At 44.9% G+C, this 25,311-nt stretch carries 17 protein-coding genes and 1 riboswitch; of the genes, 4 read left to right on the forward strand and 13 right to left on the reverse strand.

Annotated features, from left to right (window positions below; all coding sequences use genetic code 11):
• Positions 1-8 precede the first annotated feature (8 nt).
• A complete protein-coding gene (locus tag G589_RS0103670) occupies positions 9-467 on the forward strand; it encodes a CPBP family intramembrane glutamic endopeptidase (protein ID WP_026521148.1) in 459 nt (152 codons plus the stop codon).
• On the opposite strand, the gene addA is transcribed toward G589_RS0103670, so the two are convergent.
• From addA to pdxR, 4 genes are all read right to left on the reverse strand, one after another.
• The gene (addA, locus tag G589_RS0103675) at positions 464-4,117 is read right to left on the reverse strand and encodes a helicase-exonuclease AddAB subunit AddA (RefSeq protein WP_026521149.1); all 3,654 of its coding nucleotides are present in this window, start codon (positions 4,115-4,117) and stop codon (positions 464-466) included. The genes G589_RS0103670 and addA overlap by 4 nt on opposite strands.
• Before the next feature lie 5 nt (positions 4,118-4,122).
• Positions 4,123-7,632 (reverse strand): PD-(D/E)XK nuclease family protein, encoded by a 3,510-nt coding sequence (locus G589_RS0103680; protein WP_026521150.1) that lies wholly within the window; start codon positions 7,630-7,632, stop codon positions 4,123-4,125.
• A 14-nt stretch (positions 7,633-7,646) separates the two neighbouring features.
• On the reverse strand, positions 7,647-9,755 hold the full coding sequence (locus G589_RS20910) for a bifunctional diguanylate cyclase/phosphodiesterase (protein ID WP_051192162.1): 2,109 nt from the start codon (positions 9,753-9,755) through the stop codon (positions 7,647-7,649).
• Between the two features lie 63 nt (positions 9,756-9,818).
• Positions 9,819-10,892: a MocR-like pyridoxine biosynthesis transcription factor PdxR gene (gene pdxR, locus G589_RS0103690; RefSeq protein ID WP_026521151.1), complete on the reverse strand. Its 1,074-nt coding sequence runs from the start codon at positions 10,890-10,892 to the stop codon at positions 9,819-9,821.
• Between the two features lie 132 nt (positions 10,893-11,024).
• Between pdxR and G589_RS0103695 the strand changes: the two genes are divergently transcribed.
• Together G589_RS0103695 and G589_RS0103700 are read left to right on the forward strand one after the other, a co-directional pair.
• Entirely contained in the window at positions 11,025-11,561 is a 537-nt protein-coding gene (locus G589_RS0103695) for an ECF transporter S component (protein ID WP_051192163.1), read from the forward strand.
• A 32-nt stretch (positions 11,562-11,593) separates the two neighbouring features.
• A complete protein-coding gene (locus tag G589_RS0103700; RefSeq protein ID WP_026521153.1) occupies positions 11,594-12,157 on the forward strand; it encodes a TIGR01440 family protein in 564 nt (187 codons plus the stop codon).
• Between the two features lie 59 nt (positions 12,158-12,216).
• Here the strand turns inward: G589_RS0103700 and G589_RS0103705 are convergent, their stop codons facing one another.
• The 5 genes from G589_RS0103705 to G589_RS20915 form a co-directional block, all read right to left on the reverse strand.
• Positions 12,217-13,977 (reverse strand): methyl-accepting chemotaxis protein, encoded by a 1,761-nt coding sequence (locus G589_RS0103705; RefSeq protein WP_026521154.1) that lies wholly within the window; start codon positions 13,975-13,977, stop codon positions 12,217-12,219.
• A 10-nt stretch (positions 13,978-13,987) separates the two neighbouring features.
• Positions 13,988-15,280 (reverse strand): ABC transporter substrate-binding protein, encoded by a 1,293-nt coding sequence (locus tag G589_RS0103710; protein WP_026521155.1) that lies wholly within the window; start codon positions 15,278-15,280, stop codon positions 13,988-13,990.
• Positions 15,281-15,402: 122 nt separating this feature from the next.
• Complete coding sequence (locus G589_RS0103715) at positions 15,403-16,680, reverse strand: phosphoribosylaminoimidazolecarboxamide formyltransferase (RefSeq protein ID WP_242826417.1); 1,278 nt, start codon at positions 16,678-16,680, stop codon at positions 15,403-15,405.
• On the reverse strand, positions 16,583-17,305 hold the full coding sequence (locus G589_RS0103720; RefSeq protein WP_026521156.1) for an IMP cyclohydrolase: 723 nt from the start codon (positions 17,303-17,305) through the stop codon (positions 16,583-16,585). Before G589_RS0103720 ends, G589_RS0103715 begins: the two co-directional genes overlap by 98 nt.
• Positions 17,306-17,349: 44 nt before the next feature.
• Positions 17,350-17,436: riboswitch (ZMP/ZTP riboswitch) on the reverse strand.
• Positions 17,437-17,468: 32 nt separating this feature from the next.
• Entirely contained in the window at positions 17,469-18,779 is a 1,311-nt protein-coding gene (locus G589_RS20915) for a histidine kinase (protein ID WP_051192164.1), read from the reverse strand.
• 117 nt (positions 18,780-18,896) lie between these two features.
• Here G589_RS20915 and G589_RS0103730 point away from each other — a divergent pair, with 117 nt between their 5' ends.
• The gene (locus G589_RS0103730) at positions 18,897-20,432 is read left to right on the forward strand and encodes an alpha-amylase family glycosyl hydrolase (protein ID WP_026521157.1); all 1,536 of its coding nucleotides are present in this window, start codon (positions 18,897-18,899) and stop codon (positions 20,430-20,432) included.
• A gap of 77 nt (positions 20,433-20,509) precedes the next feature.
• Here G589_RS0103730 and glmS read toward each other — a convergent pair whose 3' ends face one another.
• The 4 genes from glmS to nagB are packed head-to-tail and all read right to left on the reverse strand — an operon-like array spanning position 20,510 to position 25,203.
• Positions 20,510-22,381, reverse strand: coding sequence for a glutamine--fructose-6-phosphate transaminase (isomerizing) (gene glmS / locus G589_RS0103735; RefSeq protein ID WP_026521158.1), 1,872 nt, complete (start codon positions 22,379-22,381; stop codon positions 20,510-20,512).
• 7 nt (positions 22,382-22,388) lie between these two features.
• On the reverse strand, positions 22,389-23,735 hold the full coding sequence (glmM, locus tag G589_RS0103740) for a phosphoglucosamine mutase (RefSeq protein WP_026521159.1): 1,347 nt from the start codon (positions 23,733-23,735) through the stop codon (positions 22,389-22,391).
• Positions 23,735-24,397 carry an acyltransferase gene (locus tag G589_RS0103745; protein WP_026521160.1) on the reverse strand — a complete coding sequence of 221 codons (663 nt, stop codon included), beginning with the start codon at positions 24,395-24,397 and terminating at the stop codon, positions 23,735-23,737. Before G589_RS0103745 ends, glmM begins: the two co-directional genes overlap by 1 nt.
• A gap of 2 nt (positions 24,398-24,399) precedes the next feature.
• Positions 24,400-25,203, reverse strand: coding sequence for a glucosamine-6-phosphate deaminase (nagB, locus tag G589_RS0103750; RefSeq protein ID WP_026521161.1), 804 nt, complete (start codon positions 25,201-25,203; stop codon positions 24,400-24,402).
• Between the last annotated feature and the right edge of the window lie 108 nt (positions 25,204-25,311).

A 25,311-nucleotide genomic window follows, 5' to 3' on the forward strand; every position in this document is an offset into this window, starting at 1 on the left:
AGCTTTTTATGAATAACAGAGCATTTACTTTAAATCAAATAAAACTCCATGCCATATGGGCTCTTATCGGAGCTCTGTCAGCCCTTGTGCTGACTCTTATATTTAATGCCACAGGTCTGACAAGCCTTGAATCCTTTCAGGGGCCTGAAAGCCGCCTTTACAGCATATCAAACGAGACTGCCATACTAATCATGGTGTACTGCTTTGCCACACCATTGGTGGAAGAGATACTGTTCAGATTCTTTCTCTTTAACTTCCTGAACAGACACATAAAAAGAGCTGCCATCGCAATCATCCTGACAGCAGCCCTGTTTGGTATTTATCATCTTCACCCCGTACAGGCCTTATACGGCTTTTTGATGGGGCTTATTATCACGTACAGCTATTACAGGCATAGGACTTTGAGCATCCCTCTGGTGGTGCACATTACAGCCAATGCTTTTGCCTTGGTCTATACTCTGCTTTAATCCAGCCTTATGACGCTTTCAAGGGTAAAGGAGTAGATATATACTTCCTTTACCTTTTTTCTTGTGGCAGCTTCCAGCGCCCTCTTGTAGAGCTCAAGCTGCACAGCATATCTGTCCACCAGTGCCTTGCCGTCTCTGACCTTATCGGTCTTGTAGTCAAGAAGCACTATCTCGCCGTCCTCTATAAACCAGGCATCTACAATTCCCTGAACCAGTACCATCTCATCCTCCGGAAATCCCGGATCAAGCTCTTTTGCCGAAATTCCCATCATGAAAGGTTTCTCGCGCATGAGTTCGCCTCTGCCAAATGCTGCTCCCATGCGGGTTCCAAGGTCCGTTAAAAGATATGTCCTTATATCCTCCGGTCTTACCACCTCCCGGTACTCATCAGGTATCAGGCCTTTCTGAGCCGCTTTCGCAATCCAGCCTCTAAGGCCCTCTGCAGATGTATCCGCAAATGCATCGCCATCCAGAAGTTCCATAACCCTGTGGTAGGCACTTCCTCGCTCTGCGCCGGTAAGAGTTCCCTTAGGCTCCTCATCTGCAGCATATGGAGCAGGAACCACCCCAAACTCATCCTCATCCACCATGGCCTTCTTCTTGAGTTCTGATACTGTAGTCTTGGTGAAAAGACCTTTCAGATCGGCGTGAGGGTACTTTGCAAAGAATTTCGCCTTAAGGCTCTCAAGGAGCTCCTCATCAATGTTTCCGCCATTTTCCAAAGTCTGTCTGCGCATAGTTGCCTTAAAAGCACCGGCTCTGATGCCGTCAAGAAGATCCTTATCCCCCACAGAGCTTATCTTAAGCACCGGCGCTTCACCCACGCCTTCCAAAAGCGCATCATAGTCCTGCCTTGGCAGCTCATACTTATCAAGAAGTCCTCCCATGGAAGGATGAAGCATCAGCGATGGAAGTACCATGGAGAGATAATTTCCCGCGCCTACTCTCATGGAATATGGAAGTGCCTCATCTGCTGCTCCCAGCACAGATAAGTCTTTTAGCTGAGATTCCAGAGTTCCTGCAAGATTCTTGACATAGGAGGTCATGATGAGCTTCTCCTTGGCTCTTGTAAGGGCGACGTAAAGTACTCTTATCTCCTCGCCAAGGTTATCGGTTGCTATCTTGCCGGCTATGATTCTGCGTTTCAATGTGTCGTACTTAACACGAAGGTCAGTATTTATGCTCTTTACACCTATGCCCAGATCCATGTCGATTATGAGATCGCCATAGGTATCTCTTTTGTCAAAGTCCTTACTAAGGCCTGCCACAAATACAACCGGGAACTCCAAGCCCTTACTCTTGTGTATGCTCATGATGCGCACGACATCCGAGTTCTCGTCAATGGTTCCCGCCTCGCCGTAGTCCACCTGAACAACCTTGATGTGCTCTATGTAGCGGACAAAGTGGAAGAGTCCCCTAAAGCTTGTCTTCTCAAAGTCTGCTGCCTTGTTAAGAAGCATCTCAATGTTGGCTCTTCTCTGGGTTCCGCCGGGCATTGCCGTAACTATCTGTTCGTAATCCGTATCATCAATTATGATCTGCAAAAGCTCATGAACAGGCGTGTAAGTGGACATACGCCTGTACTCTTCAAGAGTATCAGTAAACGCCTTAATCTTGGCCGAGAGGTCATCTGAAAGCTCAAGGTCACTGATAAGGCCATCATATATCGTTTCTCCCCTTAACTGCTCTTCGCTTTTATTCATAGCTATGCGAATAAGAGCAAGCTCCTCATCACTAAAACCGCCAATGGATGAGTGCATGACAGCCGTCAGTGGCACATCCTGCCTGGGGTTGTCGATAACGCTGAGAAAGTCCAGCAAAATAGCCACTTCCGAGGCATCAAGATATCCGCTCTTGGATTCGATATATGTGGGAATCCCCTGGCTTTCCAAAACATCTTTAAAGGTTTCATCCCAACCTGATGGAGCTCGTAAAAGGATAACTATGTCCTTGAACATAAGAGCTCTGTTCTCTTCTCTTAGCTTATTGATTCTCTCGGCTATGAAAAGAGCTTCCTTCTCCTTGGAAGACATATCCCTGATGCCCTCGTCGTCTGCTGCATCGTCATCAAGGGTGTCTGCTCCGTCGATAAAGATCATCTCAGGTGATACGTCAAAGTCAGGTTCCTCAAAATCCCTTCCGCGAACCAGTCTGGCATCTTCATCATACTCAACGCCGCCGAGGTCTTCTGCCATCAGCCTCTTAAAGATATAGTTGGTTATATCAAGAACTTCGCTTCTGCTTCTGAAGTTCTTGTGAAGATCAATCCTCCTGTCAGAGGCTTTTTCATCGCGGTCGTAGCTTCTGAATTTCTCCATGAAGATCTCAGGTCTTGCAAGTCTGAACTTGTAGATGCTCTGCTTGACATCTCCAACCATGAACCTCTCGCTATCTCCTGCCTCTTCTCCGGAAATTGCCTTAAGGATCATCTCCTGAACATTATTTGAGTCCTGATACTCATCGATAAGGACCTCTTTGTAGTAGTCCCTGTACTCAAGCGCAACCAAAGTGGGCTCTTTGGTATCCGGATCCACCAAAATCTGCAGGGCAAAGTGCTCCATGTCGGAGAAATCTATGATCTGTCTCTCTCTTTTGAGTTCATCAAATCTGGATTTAAATTCCAGGGTAAGTCTGCACAGTTCCTTGACTGCCCTGTCACACAGCTGCATGTTAGCAAGAACTGCCTCAGATGGAAGGGCAAAGTAATCTGAAATGAGCTTCCCTATTCTTTCCTTAACATCTCCTCGAAGGTCCTTGGCTAACTCCCTCTTATCCGCATTGACCGAAGGGTCCCTTTTTGTGGAGAGTCTGTCGAACGTAATCCCGCGAAGGCCGTCAAACAGGGCATCGTAGGTATCATATCGCAAAGCCGCATGAATACTGTCTTTTTCAGCTTCAAGCTGATCTCCGTACATGTATGGTCCGTCGGGCTCAAGGCAAAACCTGTAGGCTCTGTCTATCTTATCGGCACACTCCTTAAGGGAACTCTTTGCATAGCGCATGCACTCTTTTACCCAGGGAAGTTCATCGAAGGCTTCACCGGAAAGTTCATAGTCCGATGCCCTCTCCATAATCCACTCCTCAGGCCATGCGCAACTGACAGAAAACTTAAAGAGATCATTAATAAACTCCACGGCCCTTTCATCTCTGCTGCCCTGACTGAAATAATCCATGAAAAATATGAAGTCACTGTCCTCATCCTGTTTGGCAGCCTCATATTCCTCCTCTATCATGCTGCTCATGACTTCTTCCTGTAAGAGCTTAAGCTCTCCCTCATCCGCAACTCTAAAGGACGGATCAAGTCCAATGGTGTTAAAATTGTTCCTTATAACGTATTGGCAGAAAGAGTCAATTGTTGTTATCTGGGCGTTATGTATCAGTGTCTCCTGCTTCTGAAGATGCTCATTGTCAGGGTCATCTGCCAGCTTCTCCTGTATGGCTGCGGTGATCTTCTCCTTCATCTGGGCAGCTGCTGCCTTGGTGAAGGTAACCACCAGAAGATGATCGACATCAAGGCCTGCCAGAACCATGCCGATGATGCGCTCAACAAGTACAGCCGTCTTACCCGATCCGGCTGCTGCTGATACAAGTATATTGCAGTCTCTTGCGTCAATGACTGCCTGTTGTTCTTTTGTAAATTCCACTCCCATATATCTTAATTCCCATTCATTATGCGCATCATTGCTTCGTCTGAAGTTATATCAAGCTTTCTCTTCCTATAACCGCTTATGCGCTCATCAAATCCGCAGATATGTTTGTAAGCGCAGTAAGTACAGGATTGCATTCTGGTATCTCCATAAGGATTGACGGAAATATCACCGTTTAAGATATTCCTTCCAAACTCCTTAACCTTCTTGTTAACAAAGCCCGAGATAGCTTCATACTCATCTGAACTTGCTGTCTGAGACCTTGCACTTGGAGTTCCGTCCTTTTTAAGTTCCACCGGAATGATGTCAGACTTAGTTGAAAAGCCTGTATCCAGCTTCCTGATAATGTCCGTATTATCATTAACCAGTCCGGTCATTTTCAGCTCTGAAATTATCTCTTTATTGATATCATCTGTTACTGTATCCGCTTTTCCCTCAATCATGGGGTCTTCTACGTGATAGTACAAGATTGCAGCAGGAATCACTTCCTTGTCCGGATGTTTTTTCTTCTCACTGGAGACTGCAACATTCATATACATAACAAGCTGAAGCTGAAGGCCGTAGTACAGGTAAGCCAGATTAAACTTGTGCTCGCTGGACTTAAAGTCCATTACCTTCACATAGATCTGATCACCTTCATTGCATAGATCAACTCGGTCAATCTTTCCCTTGAGTTTCATTTTCTCTGTTATGTTTTTCTTTTCATCTTCTGAGAGAGCTACATTAATTTCATCAAGGCTTCCTGCCTCCTGAAAACTCATCTCAACATATGCAGGATTGAACAAGCTGCTTGTAATCTGGTATTTAAGCGTATCTACGGTTCTTGTGAGGATCTTCCTTATGCGCTCTATCATGTGCTGATTCTTGGCGCTGCTCCTTAAAATGGTATCTCCGTATGCATCTACACATTCTGTTAAAGCTCGATTTAATATTTCGTCAGATTTTTCCTTGGAGAGCTCTCTCCAATCAATACCTTTTGTTATTATTTCACCGGTATACTTCTCAAGAACCTGATGGTACACGTTTCCAAGGTCAGAAGCCTCGAAACTGTACTCCTGCCTGTCATTTAAAGTAAGTCCGTACTGCAAAAAGTGTGCGTAGGCGCAGCTCGCATACTTCTCAAGCCTGCTGACACTGTTCTCCAGGGTTGCACCATAGAGTGCCAGAGCCACAGCCTTGGCAATAGGCACAGACTCATAGTGAATAAACGCTGCCTCAGTCAGCTTCTCAACGAGTTTGTTGTCCTTGTTCTCAGACAGCACCTTCCTCAGGGTAAACATCTCCCTCTCCTGCAGGCTTGATAGCCTTCCTGAAGCATATTCCCTGACAAGCTCGGAATAGGCATCCATTCCGTCATCTATGCTCACCATCTGAGCTTCAAAACCATTCTCCATTGGTCTTTCTATTTCAAGATTCTCAAACATCTGTCTGAGCTTAGGAATAAGATATGCCTGTCTCAAGCTCTTTCCATCATTACCAAGCTCAGCAAAGGACAAAAACAGCTTATCCGTAGGCTTAGTCAGGTTCATATACAGGTAGAGCCTTTGAATATACATCTGCTGCCTTGGAGATGGTGCAAATTCAATATCCGTGCCAAGATCCTGCAAAAACTGCCTGTCTATGTCAGACAGGATTCCGCCGCTTCCTGCATTTGACGGGATATTTCCGTCGTTGACTCCCACGAAGAACAGGATGCGAACCTCTTTAAGCCTTGTCCTCTCAATATCTCCGACTATGATCCTGTCAACGTCCTGTGGTATCGTACCAACTGATATCTCACCAAAGCCTGCGCTTAGCACATCCTTGTACTCAGCCATGTCAAGCTTCTCATCACCTATAAGTGCATTCATCAGCTCCAGAAGCAGCATTACCCTTGTATATATCTGATCGTATTCTTTGGCCTTTTTCAGGTCTCCATTTTCCTCAAAGGTATTTCTGTACTCCTCAAGCTTTTCTTTTAAATTTCCGGCCTCTACGACGCTTATAAGGGCATCAGTGATCTCCTTTACCGTTCCGCCCTTTGCATCAAATAACGGCTTTAGGTCGCTGCTTATCTTCTCCCTCATTAAGTCGAGCTTCTCAAGAAGCATCTGATCCTTCTGCTCAAGGTCCGGCTTTCTGGATTTAAACTTCCTTGGCATTCTGCGAAGGAACCTGTCTTCCCACTGCTTCCTGCCCTTAATTCCGAGGGCACGTACATAGTTCTCCAGAAGATCCGTATCCCCGGCATCAAATCCGGTCATACCACTTCTCATGTAATGGAAAACGTCCTCGTACCTGTATCCTGAAATGACAATATTCAGGGCACTGGTTATATATTCAATAAAGGGATTGAGCATCAGAGAGACATTTGTATCCACATAAACCGGTATTCCAAACTTCTGGGCCTGTCTTGTGATAATATCCCCGTAAGTATCAAGCGATCCGCACACAAGTGCAATGTCCCTGTATGCATAGCCCTCATCCCTCACAAGATCCGCAATCTTGATCATGGTCTGACGTATTTCTTCGGAAGGAGTCGTGGTCTGATACATGAATATAGAGTTGTTATCCCCCGCAAACTTCTCAGGATTATAGCGGAAAAGAGCTTTCTCAAGAAATGCCAGTGGGGCATTATTCTTAAGTCTGGCTACGGGCTCCTCACGGTAAAAGATATCTGCCATCTCGCTATGTCTTAGCTTCCTGAAGGTCTCAAAGTCAGGCACATTGGAGCCCTTCTCCTTCTGTACCTCAAATTCAAGCCTCTCGAGGTCACGAACGGTCTTTTTGCTCAGCATAAAGAGCTCCTGCTCCTTATAATCATCAGCATAAGGGTCCTCGTCCGGACTTATGGTCACTGAAAAGACCACTTCCCTGCACAGGGACAAAAGCTCTCTTATCACTCTGTACTGAATAGGTGTAAAGCCGGTAAAGCCGTCAAAGACAATTACGCTGCCTCTTATAAGAGCAGATTCAGGAAGTGCCCTGCACAGGATATCAAGGGTTTCCTCTGCAGTGATAAACCTTCCGTCTATGTACTCAAGAAAGCTCTTATAGAGGAGCCTGAGATCCTTAAGCTTGGCATTTAACGCGCCCTTTCTAAGGCTCTTTTCCTCAAGGACGGAAAGTGCCTTATCATCAATTCCGTACATCATAAACTCGGAAATCGTGGACTTGACCTCGTCCAGATATCCGCTCTTATGCATATTCCTGCCGATTACAGGGAGCTTGTCGCCAAGCATGTCCGAAACATGCCTCAGCACCAGGCTCTTACCCACATCATCGAGCACAGAAAAAGAGCCATGGCCCGTCTCCTCAAAAACTCTGTGGGAGAGTCTGCCAAAGCTCAGTACATCTATGTTCATGATGGCCCTGTCAGGATGCTGTTTAACAACATCCTTCTGGGTCTGCATCGTGAACTGGTCCGGCACAATGATAAGAAAATCAGTGCCCGGCTCCTTATTGCTTCTTTCTATTATTTCTCTGTATAATCCGGTGCTCTTCCCCGCGCCGGAAGCCCCAAAACAAAACCTTAACATAAACTATCATCCAATCATTTTAAAGCATCATCCCTAATCTCATCCGCATATCTGCAGAGAGAAATAAACTTCCATTTGCCATTATAATAAAACGGAAGTATCATGTACATCTGCATTCTTCCGTTATCTCCCGGAGTTGCAGAACGATAATAATCAACAACATATGCACTTTTTGTGTTTTCTATCCTGTCACGGACTGTAGTAATATCGTAAAATTTCTTGAAACGTTCCTTGTCCTCAGGATATATATACATTTCAGAGTACAGTCTTACTGCCTCTTTCGTATCTCTTGTATAATCAGAAACCGACTTCTGATCCGCATTGAGGAAGATATTGTCAACAGTGCCGTCCTCATCAAAAAAGTCAACTCTGAAGTACTGGTTAAATACGTGTGCCATGGCAACACGAAGACTCTCTGCCGTGTCACTTTCCTCATGAATAGAGGTGTTTCTTGACACAACTGCAAAAGCCTGACGATCACCGCTGTCGAACAGGAATCTTACTTTGTGACTTGCTGTGTTGCCATTAGTTACTATATCAGAATATGACCTGTGGTCCGGACTTGCCTGTGCACGCTTTAAACATGCTGTAAACTCAACAATATCAGGGTGATTTGTAGTTCCGTATATGCTGTTGGCTTCTGATAAAGACGCAAAACCTAGCGAACTCAGGTAATCAAGATACGCTCTGTTGGCATAGATACACTGTGCTATATCATCCTGAAGCTCAATAATTGCAAGAGGCAGGTTATTAAATACCTCAAAGCTCTTGTCTCTAAGTGGCGTATTTCCAAGGAAATTGACCTCTCCGATCCTGTCATAGTAGGACGCAAGAGAAAAGTCCTCGCACACATCTAAGCTGCAGTCCACCGCTCTGTTAAAATCATCTACAGGCATAGGCTTACCGAATAAGTACCCCTGGAGCTTCTCACAGCCTATTCTGCGAAGGAACTCATACTGCTCCTTAGTCTCAACGCCCTCAGCCAGTGTGTGGATTCCAAGCTCCTTGGCCATATTTACGATCATGGCCAGGATAACCTGTGTCTTTTTATTGGTATCAAAGGTGCGCAGAAAATCCATATCGATCTTGAGCACATCTATATCAAAGGTCTTAAGGTTGTTCAAAGAGCTGTAGCCTGAGCCAAAGTCATCCATCCAGATCTCATATCCGGCCTGCCTGAACTTCTTGATCTGCTGATCAAGGAAATCTGCTCCGGTGGTAAGGGCACTCTCAGTAACCTCAATATGCAGAAGCTCAACCGGAATGTCATACCTGTCCCTGCACTTATCAATCTCTGCCATGATGTCACACAGCTCAAAGTCAAGCTGTGAGAGGTTTACAGAAACAGGCTCAACGGCATATCCGCTGTTGATATCATCTCTTAAATCCTTACAAACCATGTCAATGATGCACAGATCAAGCTTATGTATCAGATGGACGTCCTCTAAGACCTCAATGAAGATCAGGGGAGAGATTATTCCCATAACAGGGTCCTGCCATCTGGCCAGGGCTTCATAGCCGCAGACCTTGCCTGTTAATGCTCTGACTTCCTTCTGGTAATAAACCTTGAAATATCTGTTCTTAAATGCATTCTCAAAGTTCTCTATAACGTAGTGCCTCAGCTCATTCTTCTTGCTAAGAGCATCATCATAGAAGTTTATGCTCTTGTCATAGACCCTGATGATATCGTCACAGGCAGTCTTAGCTCTGTCGATCATTATAACCGGGTCGGTCTCATCTCCTGTCTGCTGATAGATTCCGGCCTTGATATGAAGGCGAAGCCCCTTGTCATGCCTTGCAGAAGCTTCTGAAAGCATGGTAAGCCTGTCCGTTATTTCTTTTTCATCAAGGGAATTTGCAAGAATAATAAACTGATCACCTGCCGTTCTGGCAATCAGTTCCTTGGGGAAAAGACCTTTTATCTCCTCAGCAAGACCTCTTAGAAATTCATTACCTCCAACAAATCCGTATCTCTGGTTGAAGGACTTGAAATTCATCACATTCAAATAAATGATAACAATGCTGCCCTCAGCATCTCTTGTTTCATGGCTCTGCAAGTGATTTAAGATTCCGTTCAGATTATAGAGCCCGGTGAGCTCATCGATATTATCGTACTTTTCCATTGATCACCTTCGGCATGTGTATGCGACTTGTTATTTAATTATAGCATATTTCTGTACTTCAAATCATTTATTACGGTTATATCTCCTCACTTTGTTAATGTGCCTTTCAAAGTCTCCGCTGTCGATCAGACTGGCAATTACAAGTTGGTCAAGTGTCGGCACAGGACACTCGTAGAATCCGGTCTTGTCTGCAAACTCATCGATCAGATTCTCCGGAAGCACCATATATGCACATCTTGCGTAGCTTCCGATGGTCCTTGTAAAGGTGTTAACGTAGATAACTCTCCCCTCCTCATCCAGGGAAAATATGGTCTCTTCAGGTTTACGGCTGGGAGTAAACTCTGACTCAAAGTCATCTTCTATGATGTATCCTCCATTCTTCCTGCTCCATCTGAGGTACTCTCTCTTCTTGGAAGCAGATGCCGTAACTCCGCTTGGAAAGCTCCTGTAGGGGGTTATGTGAAGTATCTGAACATTGCTGTTCCAGAGCTCGTCGCTCTCTATTCCGTCGTTTCCAAGCCGCAGCATCTTAAGCCTTGCTCCGCCTGCCGAGTAAACCTTGGCAATCTTCTGATAGGACGGACTCTCGACGCCATAGAGAACATCCCTTCCGAAGGTCTGGACAATGAGGCCGTAGAGATACTCTGCCCCTGCGCCTATTATTATCTGGTCGGGAGAGACCTTAAGCCTTCTGGATCGCAGGAGATACCAGGTAATGGCACTTCTTAGCTCAAACATCCCGTTCTTGGGAGATTTCTGCATCAGATACTCCTCAAACTCTGTGAGAACCTTCCTTACTGTTTTAGCATAAATTGAGTACGAAAAAACGGGCTCATTGCCCTCGCTTTGTTCCGAAACCGGTTCTCGTCGTCTTGGCATCAATGGCGCAGCACTTTCCACTCCGGTGTATATGTCGCTGTCGTCAAAAGAGACATAGTATCCGCTCTTCTGCTTCGGAACAATGTACCCTTCATCCGAAAGAAGCTCATAGGCATGTTCAACGGTAATGACGCTCATGCCCATGGCATCGGCCATTACGCGCTTTGAGGGGAGCTTCGTACCCACTGGATACGTGCCTTTTATTATGTCTTCCTTAACCTGTTCGTAGATTCTCAGATAGCGTTTTTCCTTTTCCATAATTTCTCCTGAAATCTGGTTATATAAAATAATCTGCTTTTGATATTTTTAATACTATCAGTTTGATGATATATTGATTGAAGTTTGTTAGTCAAGACGAAAAAATACTACTATCCAGGAGGAAAAATCATCATGGGGAAAACAGTTTCAGAAAGAGTAACGCTAAAAGAGGTAAATAAGGTCAGATGGCTGACCGTGACCGCCATATTTATGGCACTTAACATTGCAATGTCAAGCTTTGGCATCACAGTTCCGGGAGGGCATCTGTATCTGTGCGATCTTATCATATGCACAGCATCCATCCTTCTTGATCCTCTGGCAGCTTTCATTGTCGGCGGCGTCGGATCGTTTCTTGGGGATATGATCTTCTATCCGCTTCCGATGTTTGTTTCACTGGTTGTACACGGACTTCAGGCAGCTACCATTTCCTATATGGTCCATAAGGGAAAAGAGTCTTTTGCCAAATCCCTTGTTGCTACTCTTGTGGGTGCTGTTATAATGGTAGTTGGGTATACGCTAGGCAAGACCTTTGTTTACAGCACATTTGAATACGCTATGATGAAGCTCCCTTACGAGATCGCTCAGGCCCTCATCGGCGTTATCGGTTCACTTCTTCTGTGCTACAAGGCAGGTCTTCTTAAGATCTTTAAGAAGATGGAACTTGCTTAACTATAGAACATGATCAAAGGCAGGCGATTTAAATGAATTATTCAGAAGTAAAGGCCCAGGCAAGACAGGCAATAACAGAGATCTTAGAGAGTGCCAGGTTACGGGAGGGTTCCATTTTCGTGATCGGCTGTTCCTCCAGCGAGATCCTCGGAGATCAGATCGGCACAGCCACAAACCTCGATTCCGCAAATGCAGTATTTGACGGTATCATACCTGTTCTCAAGGAAAGAGGCATATTTGCAGCCGCTCAGTGCTGTGAGCACTTAAACAGAGCCCTTGTTGTAGAAAGAGCCTGTATGGACAAATACGGATTTGAGCAGGTAAATGCAATACCACAGCCCAATCACGCAGGCGGAGCCTTCGGGACCGTATGCTATGAAAGATTCGATGATCCGGTACTTGTAGAGGACATCGGTGGCAGAGCCGATGCAGGAATAGACATAGGCGGAACCATGATAGGAATGCATATGCACGCAGTTGCTGTTCCCATGAGAATATCACTTCGCAAGATCGGTGAAGCACCTATAATATGCGCACGCCACAGGCCCAAATACGTAGGCGGTCAAAGAGCCATCTACGACCAGAACTTAATATAACAAATAAAAAGCTCCCATCGGAATCACTCCAATGAGAGCTTTTATGTTTCTTCTGCAGGTTAAAGCGTTACGAATTTCTGCGTAGTATCGCTAAGCTGCTCTGTAACCTCATTATTCTTATCAATAGCTTCTGTAATCTTCTTGATACCACCTACAATTTCCTGAGAGCTTTCAGCCGACTGCGAAATTGCTTGCGAACTCTCCACAACGGAAGTACTGATGAGCTGAACAGACTCAACCATCTCAGTCATTATATCATTAAGGTTTTCAGCCTTGTTATTGAAGCTTCCAAGCATTTCTTCCATAATATCCGCTGTATGCTCGTACTTTTCTCCTGTAGCAACAAACTCATCATAGTCACTTATAACCTGACCGTTGATGTAATCAAGTACAGCCTGAGCATTCTTGGCCAGATTATTAACCGCTTCGGTAACTTCGTTACTGATAACCTGGATATTTCCGGCTGTCTGCCTGCTGTTATCGGCAAGAGCACTGATTTCGGTTGCCACTACCGAGAATCCCTTTCCTGCCTCCCCGGCTCTTGCAGCCTCAATTGAAGCATTGAGTGCAAGTAGATTTGTCTGACCCGCAATATCAAGGATAACCTTTGTAAGCTCATTGATCTGCGCAACCTTTTCGGACTCATGCACCGATTCCATAAGCGTTGCGGAGAGGTTTTCCACCTGTTCTCCTGCTTCTGCCTTTTTCTTGATCACTCTGGCCTTAAGTTCATCGGCCTCAGCCTTGATATCTCCCGCTGTCCTGGTACCTTCCGTTGCCTGATCAGCAATATCCTGTGCAGCATTCTTAACGCTCTCAACTGATTCATTGATATGCGAAACGTTACCTGATACGGTTTCCATGCTTGCGGAAAGCTCTTCGAGAGCAGCTGAAGTATTGGTCACGTTATCATCTGCGACACGAAGCTGTGACACCACTTCCTCCGAAGATTCTGTCAGAACTATCGATCCGTCCTTTACATCTTTCATGATTCCTTGGAGAGTCTCTATAAAGTGGTTGACACCCGTAGTTATATACAAAAGCTCTGATTTGGCTTTAGTCCTTATCCTGGCTGTAAGATCACCTCTGCCTTCTTCAATGTTTGAAATAATGACATTAACTTCATCCGAGATGCTTCTGATCTTTTTAACAATATTCCTGTAGCTGATAAGGAAGCTGAAAATGATCAGCGCTATAATTACAATAATGCCAATGGTAGCCGTCAACTGTCCGGAATTAAACAGTGCCTGCATATTCTGAGTCGTAGCTGATGCAGACTCATTTATTGCCTCATCAAGAATATTTGTGGAGTGGAAAATAGCAACCTTTTGAATCTCGGCTTTATCAAAAAGAATGGAATAAGCAGAATCCTTGTCTCCCGAATCACACTTAGTCATGGAAGAATCTATAAACTTACTCATTCTCTGATATTGCCCTCTGATCTCACTCATCTGGGCAATTGCCTTTTCATTCCCAATTGCCTGGAAGTCATTTTCCAGTGCAGATATATCTTCTTCAATGGTAGCCTTAACAGCATTTATCTGCGGCAGTAATGCCTGTTTGGTCTCATCAGCAGAGGCAGCCACATAACCGGTTGTCTGGTCATACAAAGACATGACGTCGTTCTTAAGCATAGCTTCATGCTGTGTAAGTGTCATCATTGTTTTAAACATTGAGATACTGCTGCTTGTAGAGGTATCCATCGATGACATGACAAAGGACATTACAATGACAAAAGCGATCAAAATGGCCACATTTGCAACTGCTATCTGGAACATAATAGAATTGATTTTTTTCACTTTGATTTTTTCTTCTCTCATGCTCCCCTCCTTATAATTTCGAATACCATTCTGTGGCAACTTTCTTGAACTCTTTTACAAAGCCGGATACATCAAGTTCACCCTTTGCAAATTTCTGATACACAAACGACAATCCCTTCTGCCCCAGACCCTCAGTCATTTCCATCCAATGCCAGCTGGAGGTCTTTCCCGATGAAATGTAACTTGAAATTACAGGAGCAAACGGATCGGAAGCCACATATTTACAGTCTACAAAGGGACTTACGAAACCGGCTTGTTCAACCAGTATCTGCTGTGCGCTATCCTCAGAGCACCACTGAAGGAACGCCAAAGCCGCATCAACATTGCCTTCCTTTGGTACCGCCCACCAGTTGGGTGCGCTTGTAAGAATTGTATCCATCCCATCTTCAAATGCATATGGCGCCATACCCACTTCAAAGCTTCCTGCCTTAGCATAGTCATCTGAACCTGAAAGAGTTGCTCCTATCCAGGAACCCTGAGTAACAAATGCATATTTACCAGCAGCAAACCCAGCCACCTGATCATCATATGTTCCGCTTACAAGAAGATCCGGATCTGAGTACTCATTGAAAAGACCTATCATCTCTGCGTAGTGCGTAAGACGATTTTCATCCACACCGCCGCCATTAGACATCAGGTCAATATAGGTAGTATCCGATCTTGAAAGGCCCGAATCTATATAAGCTCCTGTCAGGTGGTTACCTGCTGACCATCCAAGATTTTCCGGCTCAGCAGAATAGCCGATCACTGCCTTAAGACCAAGCTGTTCTTTTTTAGCATCGATAGTCTCAAAGGCTTTTTTCATGGCGTCAGGACCTGTTATTGAAGCCGGATCTACACCGGCTTTTGTAAGAATGTCTTTATTATAAGCAAGTCCAATAGCCTCTGTTGTATATGGAAATCCTAAAGTTCCGTATGTCGAATCTTTATAAGCAGCATCGGTTCTTGATGCCCACGCCTGATCGCTCATATCTACGAGAAGGCCTTCCCAGTTTCCAAATCCCGAAGACTCGCAAGCTATGATATCAGGCATCTGATCTGACAAATAATATCCTTTGAGGGTAGCCTGCGCATCAACACCACTCTGCACAGTCATTATATTGACCTTTACCCCCGTATCCTTCTCATATTGCTGAGCAAGGGCCTCCAATTGGCTTGCGACCTCACTCTTGATATTTAATAAAGAGATAGAGCTGACACTTTCAGTGGTATCTGCTTCTATCTCTTTATTTTGTCCGCAGCCTGACAATATGCAAGTGAGCATGATCACCAGCGCCAGCGATAAACTATAAAGTTTTTTCATAGCGCGCATCCTTTCTTTTCACAAAACAAACCAAGGGGTGTACATATAAATTGTACGTTATTGCGCGCATATAATCATGTTTTTTAAGTTTATTTAATCCATTTTTAACACATGTATAAATATCAGTGATGGAAAAGACGAAGGCCTGTGAATGCCATAACCATGTCGTGGCTGTTAGCAGCTTCTATTACATTGTCGTCTCTTACTGAACCTCCGGGCTGAGCAACATATTTAACACCGCTTCTGAATGCTCTCTCGATGTTATCTCCAAATGGGAAAAACGCATCTGAGCCAAGAGCTACATCTGTATTTTTATTCAGCCAGGCTCTCTTTTCCTCAGCTGTGAATACAGGTGGCTGCTCCTTGAAGATGTTCTGCCACTTGCCGTCTGCAAGTACGTCCATGTAGTCCTCGCCGATGTAGAGATCGATGGCATTGTCTCTGTCAGGGCGCTTTATGGAATCAAGGAAAGGAAGGTTCAGAACCTGAGGTGCCTGACGAAGGAACCAGTTATCTGCCTTGTTTCCTGCAAGTCTTGTGCAGTGGATTCTGGACTGCTGTCCTGCTCCGATACCGATGGCAGCTCCGCCCTTTACGTAGCAAACAGAGTTTGACTGTGTGTACTTAAGAGTGATAAGAGCGATCTTGAGGTCGATGAGTGCTGCCTCAGGAAGGTCCTTGTTATCTGTAACGATGTTCTCAAACATCTTGTTGTCTATCTCAATGAAGTTGTGACCCTGCTCGAAGGTGATACCGAAAACCTGCTTCTTCTCAATATCCTCGGGGACATAACTTGGATCAACCTTGATAACTGCGTAGTTTCCGCCCTTCTTAGCCTTTAAGATCTCAAGAGCCTCGTCTGTATAGCCGGGAGCAATGATACCGTCGGAAACCTCTCTTTTAACAAGACGAGCTGTATCAGCATCGCACTCATCTGAAAGAGAGATGAAATCACCAAAGGATGACATTCTGTCTGCGCCACGTGCTCTTGCATAAGCGTTTGCAAGAGGGCTGAGCTCACCAAGATCCTCTACCCAGTAGATCTTCTTCTCGATATCTGTAAGAGGTGTTCCTACTGCTGCGCCGGCTGGTGATACATGCTTGAAAGATGTAGCTGCAGGAAGTCCTGTTGCCTTCTTAAGCTCAGAAACAAGCTGCCAGCCATTTAATGCATCAAGAAGGTTGATGTATCCGGGACGGCCGTTAAGTACCTCGATTGGAAGGTCTGCGCCGTTTTCCATATATACACGTGAAGGCTTCTGGTTAGGGTTACATCCGTATTTTAACTGAATCTCGTTCATCTTATTTCTCCTCCTTCTTGAAGTTCTTGTTGTAGATCCTTGTCTCTTTTGCTCCTGTTGCGATATCGATATATCTTGTGAAAAGAGATACCTTGTTATCTGCGTTAAGTGCTGTCCAAACATCATCTGTGAACTTGTTGATATCGCCTGAGATATTCACCTGTGTAGGTTCTCCATCAAAGCTTGGAAGCGGATTGCCATCGCCCTGGTAGGTGTGGATGAAGTATCCCTCTCCGGCCTTGGGATTCTCGTATGTGTAGGTAAATCTCTGGCATGATGACGGATCGCCGTGGTTGCTCTTAAGGATTGAGAGAGCAAAGTCATATTTTCCGCCCTTAACGTTCATGATGCCTGAAATTCTGGGTGTGTAGTTAGGCGCATCGGGCTCGAACTCTCTTGTTCTTAAGGACTCCTCAAAGCTCTGTCCAGCCTGCATAAGCTCGTAAATTGTATCTGTCTGATCACCGTTTGTAACGATGGTGGATGTTCCGCGAACACGAACAGGTGCATAGATGATAAGGCTTGGGTCCTCCATCTTGGACTCATCGAAAGCCTGGGTGCGGATTCCGTCTCCATCCTCTACGAATACTCTGTTTCTTGAGTTCTCGCTCCTTCCCATGATGAAGTATGCGCAAACTGCGTACTTGCCATCCTCAGATGTTCCAAGGATGATGCCTCTTCCGGGATAGGTAGTGCTGCTGATTTCTTTCTTAAGGTCTGTCATATCATTCCCTCCAAATAGAAAGACCGCCTGAGCATAGCGCTAAAAGCGGTTGCCCAGGCGGTCGACTGTTCAAAATTATTATCTGTACTCCCATGTGGTTACCCACTTATCCGCCAGTTGTACAGACACATATAACATACACTTTTGAGGCCAAAATTTCAAGTCAATTTTTGGGAATTCTGATCTCAATTTTAGTTCCTTTGCCAACTTCAGAGTTTATGAGCATGTCGGCATTTTCCATGATCTTTATCCTGTCTCTAACGTTGCGAAGACCAATGTGTTCACCGGGAAGCTTGTCCATTTTGTTGTATTCATCTACATCAAAACCTGCTCCGTTGTCCTCTATGCAAACCCTGAAATAATCTCCGCAATCATCGGAAGATATGGTAAGGAGTCCTTTTTCTCCGTTCTTCTTTTTGCAAAGTCCGTGCTTTATGGCATTTTCAGCCATGGGCTGAACGGTAAGTGCCGGTATGGTGAAGTTTGTGGCATTTATCCTGTATTCCACATCAAACCTTCCATCGAATCTGACCTTTTCGATGTCGAGATAAACCCTGGTGTGCTCAAGCTCTTTTTCAAAAGGAATAGGCTCTTTACTCTCGATGGAACCTATACTCTGGCGAAGGTAGTCGGCAAGATGGTTGACAACGAACTTAGCCTTCTCCTTATCGACATCGCACAGAACATAGATAGAATTTAGCGTATTGTAGAGGAAATGAGGCTTTATCTGGGAAAGCGCTATTCTCTGTCTCATATCTTCCAGCTCGTCGTCCTGTCTTTTGATCTTCTCTCTCTGCTCGATCATGGTCAGAACGTTATCCTGCAGAGCCTGCATGAACATGATCAACACACAGACACAGATTGCATAGTTTGAAAGAGACATTCCTATAAAAAGATTTACTATGGCCGTAAGTGTCGGAATGGCGGCAAAGATGACTATTACTGTAAATCTTCTTTTGTTGAAAAGATGTCTGTGAGTAATAACATACACCACAGAAATAAGGACCGGTATGAAAAACAGAACTGACCAGATCGTAAAGCCGGGGCCTCTGGAATACAGATTTGTCATAGGATCTATCCAATAAATAAATTTGTTAAAGTAGGAGAAAAGATGAAACAAGAGCGTTGCTGTTGAAATAGCAACAATCCCGCGCAAAAGTCCCTTACCTCTTCCCTCATCACTCATGGACTGAACAATATAGACGCAGTACAGGACAGGAAGGATTGCTATCAGAGAAAAGGTCATAAAATTACTAAAAATATTTAAATAATAAGCACTCCTTCCTGGGGTTCCGTTGAAATACCATGCAACACCATCACAAAGCAGAAGAATACCAACCAAAAGCTCAATGGACCCGAGAGCTCTGTATTGTTTTTTGATGTAAGAACTGGTTAAAAACAGATAAACAGCAGCGACAAAAGAAAGCACTGCGCTAAGAAGTTCAGTACTGGCATAGATATATTTTGCAACCATAGCAGAATCTCCCCGCATTTTTCGGAAACGTTTCCGAATATTCTGGCAAGAAAAACTTTTATGTGTTATTGTTAATAATAATATATCAAAATTTAGAATATTTGGGGAGGTATTCCAATGCCCGGCTGGTTAAAAGATGCAATATTTTATGAGATTTATCCTCAGTCCTTTAAGGATACAAATGGAGACGGAATCGGTGATTTTAACGGTATCATTGAAAAGCTTGACTATGTAAAAGACCTCGGCTGCAATGCCCTTTGGATCAACCCCTGCTACGATTCTCCCTTTAAGGATGCAGGCTATGATGTTCGCGACTATAAGAAGGTTGCAGAGAGATACGGAAGCAATGAGGATCTTTACAATCTCTTTAAGATAGCCCATGAAAAGGGCATACACGTGCTGCTTGACCTTGTTCCCGGACACACTTCCGAGGAGCATGAATGGTTTTTGGAGAGCAAAAAGGCTGAAAGAAACGAATTCTCTGACAGATACATCTGGACAAACGGCTGGATCGAAGGAATCGCAGGACACCCATATATAGGCGGAGAGGCTGACAGGAACGGCTGCTATATGCTCAACTTCTTTAAGTGCCAGCCTGCCCTTAACTACGGCTTTGCTAAAAGAACTGAAAGCTGGCAGAAGGCTCCCGATGATCCGGCATGTATTGCCACAAGAGAAGCCATGAAGGATGTTATGCGCTTCTGGCTTGATAAGGGATGCGATGGCTTCAGAGTTGATATGGCTGATTCTCTGGTTAAAGACGATGACGAAAACAAGTCCGCAACCGGCGCTATCTGGAAGAACATTAGAGAAATGCTGGATAACGAGTATCCCGAGGCAGCCATCATCTCCGAGTGGAGTAATCCCAAGCAGGCCCTTAAGTACGGCTTCCATGCAGACTTTTACCTTGATCACCGCGGAAACGGCTACAACACTCTTCTTCGCGACTATGAGACCGAGGGCGGCGATAAGAGCTTCCTTAAAAAGGACGGCCACGGCGATATAATGAGGTTCTTAAATGACTATCTGCCCAAGTATGATGCCACCAGAAAGGACGGCTATATCAGCTTTATCACCTGCAACCACGACACTCCAAGGCCACGCAGAACTCTTGGCATGGACGAGCTTAAGATTGCCTATGCGATGTTCCTGACTCTTCCCGGTGTTCCGTTCATCTACTACGGCGATGAAATTGGTATGAGATATTTTGAGCTTCCAACCAAGGAGGGCGGCTATACCAGAACAGGTACCAGAACTCCCATGCAGTGGAGCGAAGGCAAGAACAAGGGCTTCTCTACTGCCCCTGCCGACAAGCTCTATCTCCCGGTTGACCCATCAGATGATGCTCCAACAGTAGAAGCTCAGGAAAAAGACCCTTCATCACTCCTGAACACAGTGAAGGCTCTTACAAAGCTTCGCCACGAGTATAAAGACCTTCAGGCGGATTCAGAGTTTGAGATCATCTATGCGGAAGCTGATGAGTTCCCGTTTGTGTATAAGAGAGGTGATCTGATAGTTGCTATAAATCCTTCAGATAAAAAGACCTCAGCTACTCTTCCCAAGAATACCACTAAGGTATTCGAGATTGGAGAAACTGAGATTAAGGATGCTTCGCTCCATATGCAGCCACAGAGTTTTGTGGTATTAAAGTAAAAAAAGAGTCAATGGGGACGGTTCTCTCTGACTCCTCTGAGAGGAGTCAAGGAGAACCGTCCCCATTTGACTCTTTTTTATTCTACAGTTACACTCTTTGCCAGATTCCTTGGCTTATCAACATCAAGTCCCTTAGCAACGCTGGTGTAGTAACCAAGCAGCTGCAAAGGAATGATTGCCAAACTTCCCACAAAGTGTTCATCAACCTTAGGAATATAAACAGTAAAGTCTACCTGATCCTCAATGTTGTATCTTCCATAGGTTGTAAGTCCCATAAGGTATGCGCCACGGCTCTTGCACTCAGCCATGTTTGAGATTGTCTTCTCAAGGAGTGCCGGCTGTGTGAGAACGCCGATAACAAGAGTTCCGTCCTCGATAAGAGAGATGGTTCCGTGCTTAAGCTCTCCTGCTGCGTATGCCTCTGAATGGATATAGCTGATCTCTTTCATCTTAAGGCTTCCCTCAAGTGAAATCGCATAGTCTATACCTCTTCCGATAAAGAAGATATCATGAGCATTTGCGTACTTTGCAGAGAACCACTGGATACGCTCTTTCTCGTCAAGGATCTTCTCAATCTTGGCAGGGATGCTCTGGATCTCTTTTATGTAATATGCAAGCTTATCATCGCCCTCCAAAGTCTCTCTTACTTCAGCGAGCTTTAATGTAAGGAGATATCCGCAGATAAGCTGACAGCTGTATGCCTTGGTTGTGGCAACTGAGATCTCAGGGCCTGCAAGGGTGTACATTACATGGTCTGCTTCTCTTGCAATGGATGATCCGACTACATTTACAATAGCAAGAGTCTTAATTCCACTCTCCTTGGCAAGACGAAGGGCTGCCAGTGAATCGGCTGTCTCTCCTGACTGGGAGATAACAACTGCCAGAGCGTTCTTGTCAAGAGGCATCTTACGATATCTGAACTCTGAAGCGAGCTCAACTCTTACAGGAATTCCTGCAAGCTCCTCGATGATATACTGCATCTCCATGCCAACGTGCCATGCGGATCCGCAAGCAATGACATATATCTGAGAAATCTCTTTTGCCTCTTCATCGGTAATTCCAACCTCGGAGAGATCGATCTTGCCGTCTGTTACGTACTTGCCGATGGTATCAGCAACTGCCTTGGGCTGCTCGTGGATCTCCTTCATCATGAAGTGCTCAAATCCACCTTTTTCAGCAGCTTCTGCAGAGAAGGTTACTGTTGTAACTTCCTTCTCAACCTCATCACCGTCAAGGTTAAAGAATGTAACCTCACCGGCTCTGATACGTGCCATCTCCATGTTGTCGATGTAATAAACATCTCTTGTATACTTAAGGATGGCCGGTACGTCGGAAGCGATAAAGGACTCATCGTCCTTAACACCGATGATCATAGGTGACTGCTGTCTTGCGACATAGATCTCACCCGGATAATCCTTGAACATAACTTCAAGGGCGTAGGAACCACGTACTCTCACCAAAGTCTTAGCGATAGCATCGATGGGGCCTACCTTGTATTTCTTGTAGTAGTAGTCCACAAGCTTGATCAGAACCTCAGTATCAGTATCTGAATAGAACTTGTAATTATGTCTGATGAGCTTTTCCTTGAGTTCCTGGAAATTCTCGATAATACCGTTGTGAACACCTACAACCTCAGATTCTACTTCTCCGGAACCTGATCCTGTGCAGTTTCCGCTCACATGTGGATGTGCATTGATAAGGCTTGGTGCACCGTGGGTAGCCCATCTGGTATGACCGATACCACACTCACCTGCAAGTGCATATCCTCCGTTAGTTTTATTGGAGAGATTCTCCAGTTTACCTACAGCCTTTACGACTACTGCCTGATCTGAACCGTTTCTTACTGCGATACCGGCTGAATCATATCCTCTGTACTCAAGTTTTGAAAGTCCATCAAGCAGAATTGGTCCTGCCTGCTTATGGCCTATATATCCTACTATTCCACACATATATTATTTACTCCAAATGACCTTTCTTCTGGATCACATCAATTACCTGATCCACATATTTTTCGCAGATTTCATCGCTCTCTGCCTCAACCATTACACGAATAACAGGCTCTGTACCTGACTCTCTTACAAGGATACGTCCTGTATCGCCGAGGGCCTTAGCAACTTCATCAACTGCATTCTGTACATCAGGATCGTTCTGTGCATCAGGCTTACTCTTTACTCTTACATTCTTAAGAACCTGAGGATAGAAAACAACAGGAGCTGCAAGAGCGCTAAGAGGCTTCTCTTTTGCAAGCATAACCTCCATGAGCTTAAGAGATGTCAAAATTCCGTCTCCGGTGGTTGCATACTTGGTGAAGATGATGTGTCCTGACTGCTCTCCACCTACGCGGTGACCATAAGTTACCATGTTCTCGTAAACATACTTGTCACCAACCTTGGTCTTCTCGTACTCGATACCAACCTTATCTAGAGCCTTGTAAAGGCCAAAGTTACTCATTACGGTTGTAACAACCTTGTTGTTTGCAAGAGCGCCTCTCTCCTTGAGGTAAAGGCCGTAGATATAGATGATGTGATCACCTGTGATAACATTACCCTTCTCATCTACTGCAAGGCATCTGTCAGCATCGCCGTCAAAAGCAAATCCGACATCAAGGCCCTTCTCAACAACAAACTTCTGCAGATGCTCGATATGAGTTGATCCGCAATCTGTATTGATATTAAGACCGTCAGGCTCATTGTTAATAACATAAGTCTTGGCACCAAGTGCATCAAATACTGCCTTTGCAACCTGCCAGGAAGCGCCGTTAGCGCAGTCAAGTCCGACCTTCTTATCCTTGAAGCTGAACTTGGAGTTGGAAATAAGGTATCCTACATAGCGGTTTCTACCTGCAACGTAGTCAACTGTTCTTCCGATATCTGCTCTTTCTGCAACAGGGATCTCAATCTTGCCGTCGATATAATCCTCAACGCGAAGGATTGTCTCCTCGTCCATCTTCTCACCGTTGCCGTTAAAGAGCTTGATACCATTGTCATAGAATGGATTGTGAGATGCGCTGATCATGATACCACAGTCAAAATCATCAACTCTTGTAATGTAAGCAACTGAAGGAGTTGTGGTAACGTGCATGATATAAGCATCTGCTCCGCTGGCCATAAGACCTGTACAAAGAGCGTACTCAAACATGTAGCTGCTTCTTCTTGTGTCTTTTCCGATAACAACCTTAGCCTTCTTGCCATGGTTAGCACCATAGTACCAGCCAAGATATCTACCGATCTGTACTGCATGCTCAAAGGTCAGGTTCTTGTTAGCCTCTCCCCTGAAGCCGTCTGTTCCGAAATATTTACCCATTATCTCTCCTCCTTGTGGATGATCTCTCCACTGTTCTTATAAATAGAATTCTCAGGAACAACTCCTCTTACGCAGGAAGTCGGATAAACGTTGGAATTACGGCCGATCACGGTACCCGGGTTGCAGACTGAATTGCAGCCGACCTCAACGTGGTCACCCAGCATAGCACCGAATTTCTTCATGCCTGTCTCGATATTCTCAGTTCCGTTGTGGACTACAACGAGCTTCTTGTCACTCTTTACATTGGAAGTGATGGAGCCTGCGCCCATGTGTGAGTAGTATCCGAGGATACTGTCACCTACATAGTTGTAGTGAGGAGTCTGAACATGATCAAAGAGGATAACGTTCTTGAGCTCAACGCTGTTTCCTACTACGCAGTCAGCACCTACAAGGGCTGATCCTCTGATGAATGCACCGTGTCTGACCTCGGTGTTAGGTCCGATGATACATGGACTTCCAAGGTATGCGCTCTCAAATACAGTAGCGCTCTTGTGCACCCAGACATTCTCCTTAACCTCTGTATACTCATCTCCGAGCTTTGGTCCAAGTTCAAGGATGAGATCCTTGATTCCCTTTAAAGCCTCCCAGGGATAAGTGAATTGACGCAGATAGTCTGCGGCAAGTGTATGATCGAGATCATACAGATCTGTAATAGTGTACATAATTACAGCCTCTCTTTCTTCTCTATATCGAGGAAATACTTGTAAGTATCTACAGTAAGTTCCCCACAAGCCGGCTCATCGCAGGCTATGATAGCACCGTTGTGCATCTGAAGTGCACTGCAGGTCCATTTTGAGCTGACAGCACCCTCTACAGTTGCTGCAAGTGCTCTTGCTTTGTTATGACCATTTATAAGTATAAGAACTTCCTTGGAATCTGTTACTGTTCCAACACCAACAGAGAGAGCCTGTGCAGGTACTGCCTCAGGGTTGTTTCCAAAGAATCTTGAGTTGACAATTCTTGTATCAGATGTAAGATCTCTTACTCCTGTACGTGATGTAAGACTTGTGTATGGCTCGTTAAAAGCAATGTGGCCATCTACACCTATACCACCCATAAAGAGGTCGATACCGCCGTAGGATGCGATCTTCTTCTCGTACTCTTCGCACTCTTTTACCGGATCATCAGTCATGCCGTTAAGAATGTTGATATTCTCAGGCTTCATGTCCACGAGGTGATTGAAGAGATTGTCATGCATGAAATACCAGTAGGACTGGTCGTGCTCACGAAGAAGCCCTAAGTACTCATCCATATTAAATGTAACTACGTTGGCAAAAGAGATCTCTCCTGCCTTATTCATTCTTACCAGTTCCTTGTAAACCCCGATTGGGCTGGATCCTGTAGGAAGTCCAAGTACAAACGGACGATCCTTCTCAGGTCCATTGTTGTGTTCCCCAACACGCATCTTGATATAATTTGCTGCCCAAACGCACATCTTTTCGTAATTGTCCTGAATTACTACTCTCATAAGTTTCGTTCCTTTCTTAGGTTTTATGTGCATATAGAGTAATTATATGTTTTCACATTCTGTTAGTCAAATTACAGAAATTTGACATATTTTTAAGGCAGATGTAAA

It is taken from the genome of Butyrivibrio sp. VCB2001 (genome assembly GCF_000423965.1).
Lineage (GTDB): Bacteria > Bacillota > Clostridia > Lachnospirales > Lachnospiraceae > Butyrivibrio.

Bases quoted from the DNA above. Each gene is read 5' to 3' on its own strand.
- G589_RS0103695 (WP_051192163.1), top strand. From the start codon at position 11,025: ATGGGGAAAACAGTTTCAGAAAGAGTAACGCTAAAAGAGGTAAATAAG.
- G589_RS0103700 (WP_026521153.1), top strand. From the start codon at position 11,594: ATGAATTATTCAGAAGTAAAGGCCCAGGCAAGACAGGCAATAACAGAG.
- pdxR (WP_026521151.1), bottom strand. From the start codon at position 10,892: ATGGAAAAGGAAAAACGCTATCTGAGAATCTACGAACAGGTTAAGGAA.
- G589_RS20910 (WP_051192162.1), bottom strand. From the start codon at position 9,755: ATGGAAAAGTACGATAATATCGATGAGCTCACCGGGCTCTATAATCTG.
- G589_RS0103670 (WP_026521148.1), top strand. From the start codon at position 9: ATGAATAACAGAGCATTTACTTTAAATCAAATAAAACTCCATGCCATA.
- G589_RS20915 (WP_051192164.1), bottom strand. From the start codon at position 18,779: ATGGTTGCAAAATATATCTATGCCAGTACTGAACTTCTTAGCGCAGTG.
- addA (WP_026521149.1), bottom strand. From the start codon at position 4,117: ATGGGAGTGGAATTTACAAAAGAACAACAGGCAGTCATTGACGCAAGA.
- G589_RS0103745 (WP_026521160.1), bottom strand. From the start codon at position 24,397: ATGTACACTATTACAGATCTGTATGATCTCGATCATACACTTGCCGCA.
- G589_RS0103705 (WP_026521154.1), bottom strand. From the start codon at position 13,977: ATGAGAGAAGAAAAAATCAAAGTGAAAAAAATCAATTCTATTATGTTC.
- glmM (WP_026521159.1), bottom strand. From the start codon at position 23,735: ATGGGTAAATATTTCGGAACAGACGGCTTCAGGGGAGAGGCTAACAAG.
- G589_RS0103680 (WP_026521150.1), bottom strand. From the start codon at position 7,632: ATGTTAAGGTTTTGTTTTGGGGCTTCCGGCGCGGGGAAGAGCACCGGA.
- G589_RS0103710 (WP_026521155.1), bottom strand. From the start codon at position 15,280: ATGAAAAAACTTTATAGTTTATCGCTGGCGCTGGTGATCATGCTCACT.
- G589_RS0103730 (WP_026521157.1), top strand. From the start codon at position 18,897: ATGCCCGGCTGGTTAAAAGATGCAATATTTTATGAGATTTATCCTCAG.
- glmS (WP_026521158.1), bottom strand. From the start codon at position 22,381: ATGTGTGGAATAGTAGGATATATAGGCCATAAGCAGGCAGGACCAATT.
- nagB (WP_026521161.1), bottom strand. From the start codon at position 25,203: ATGAGAGTAGTAATTCAGGACAATTACGAAAAGATGTGCGTTTGGGCA.
- G589_RS0103720 (WP_026521156.1), bottom strand. From the start codon at position 17,305: ATGACAGACCTTAAGAAAGAAATCAGCAGCACTACCTATCCCGGAAGA.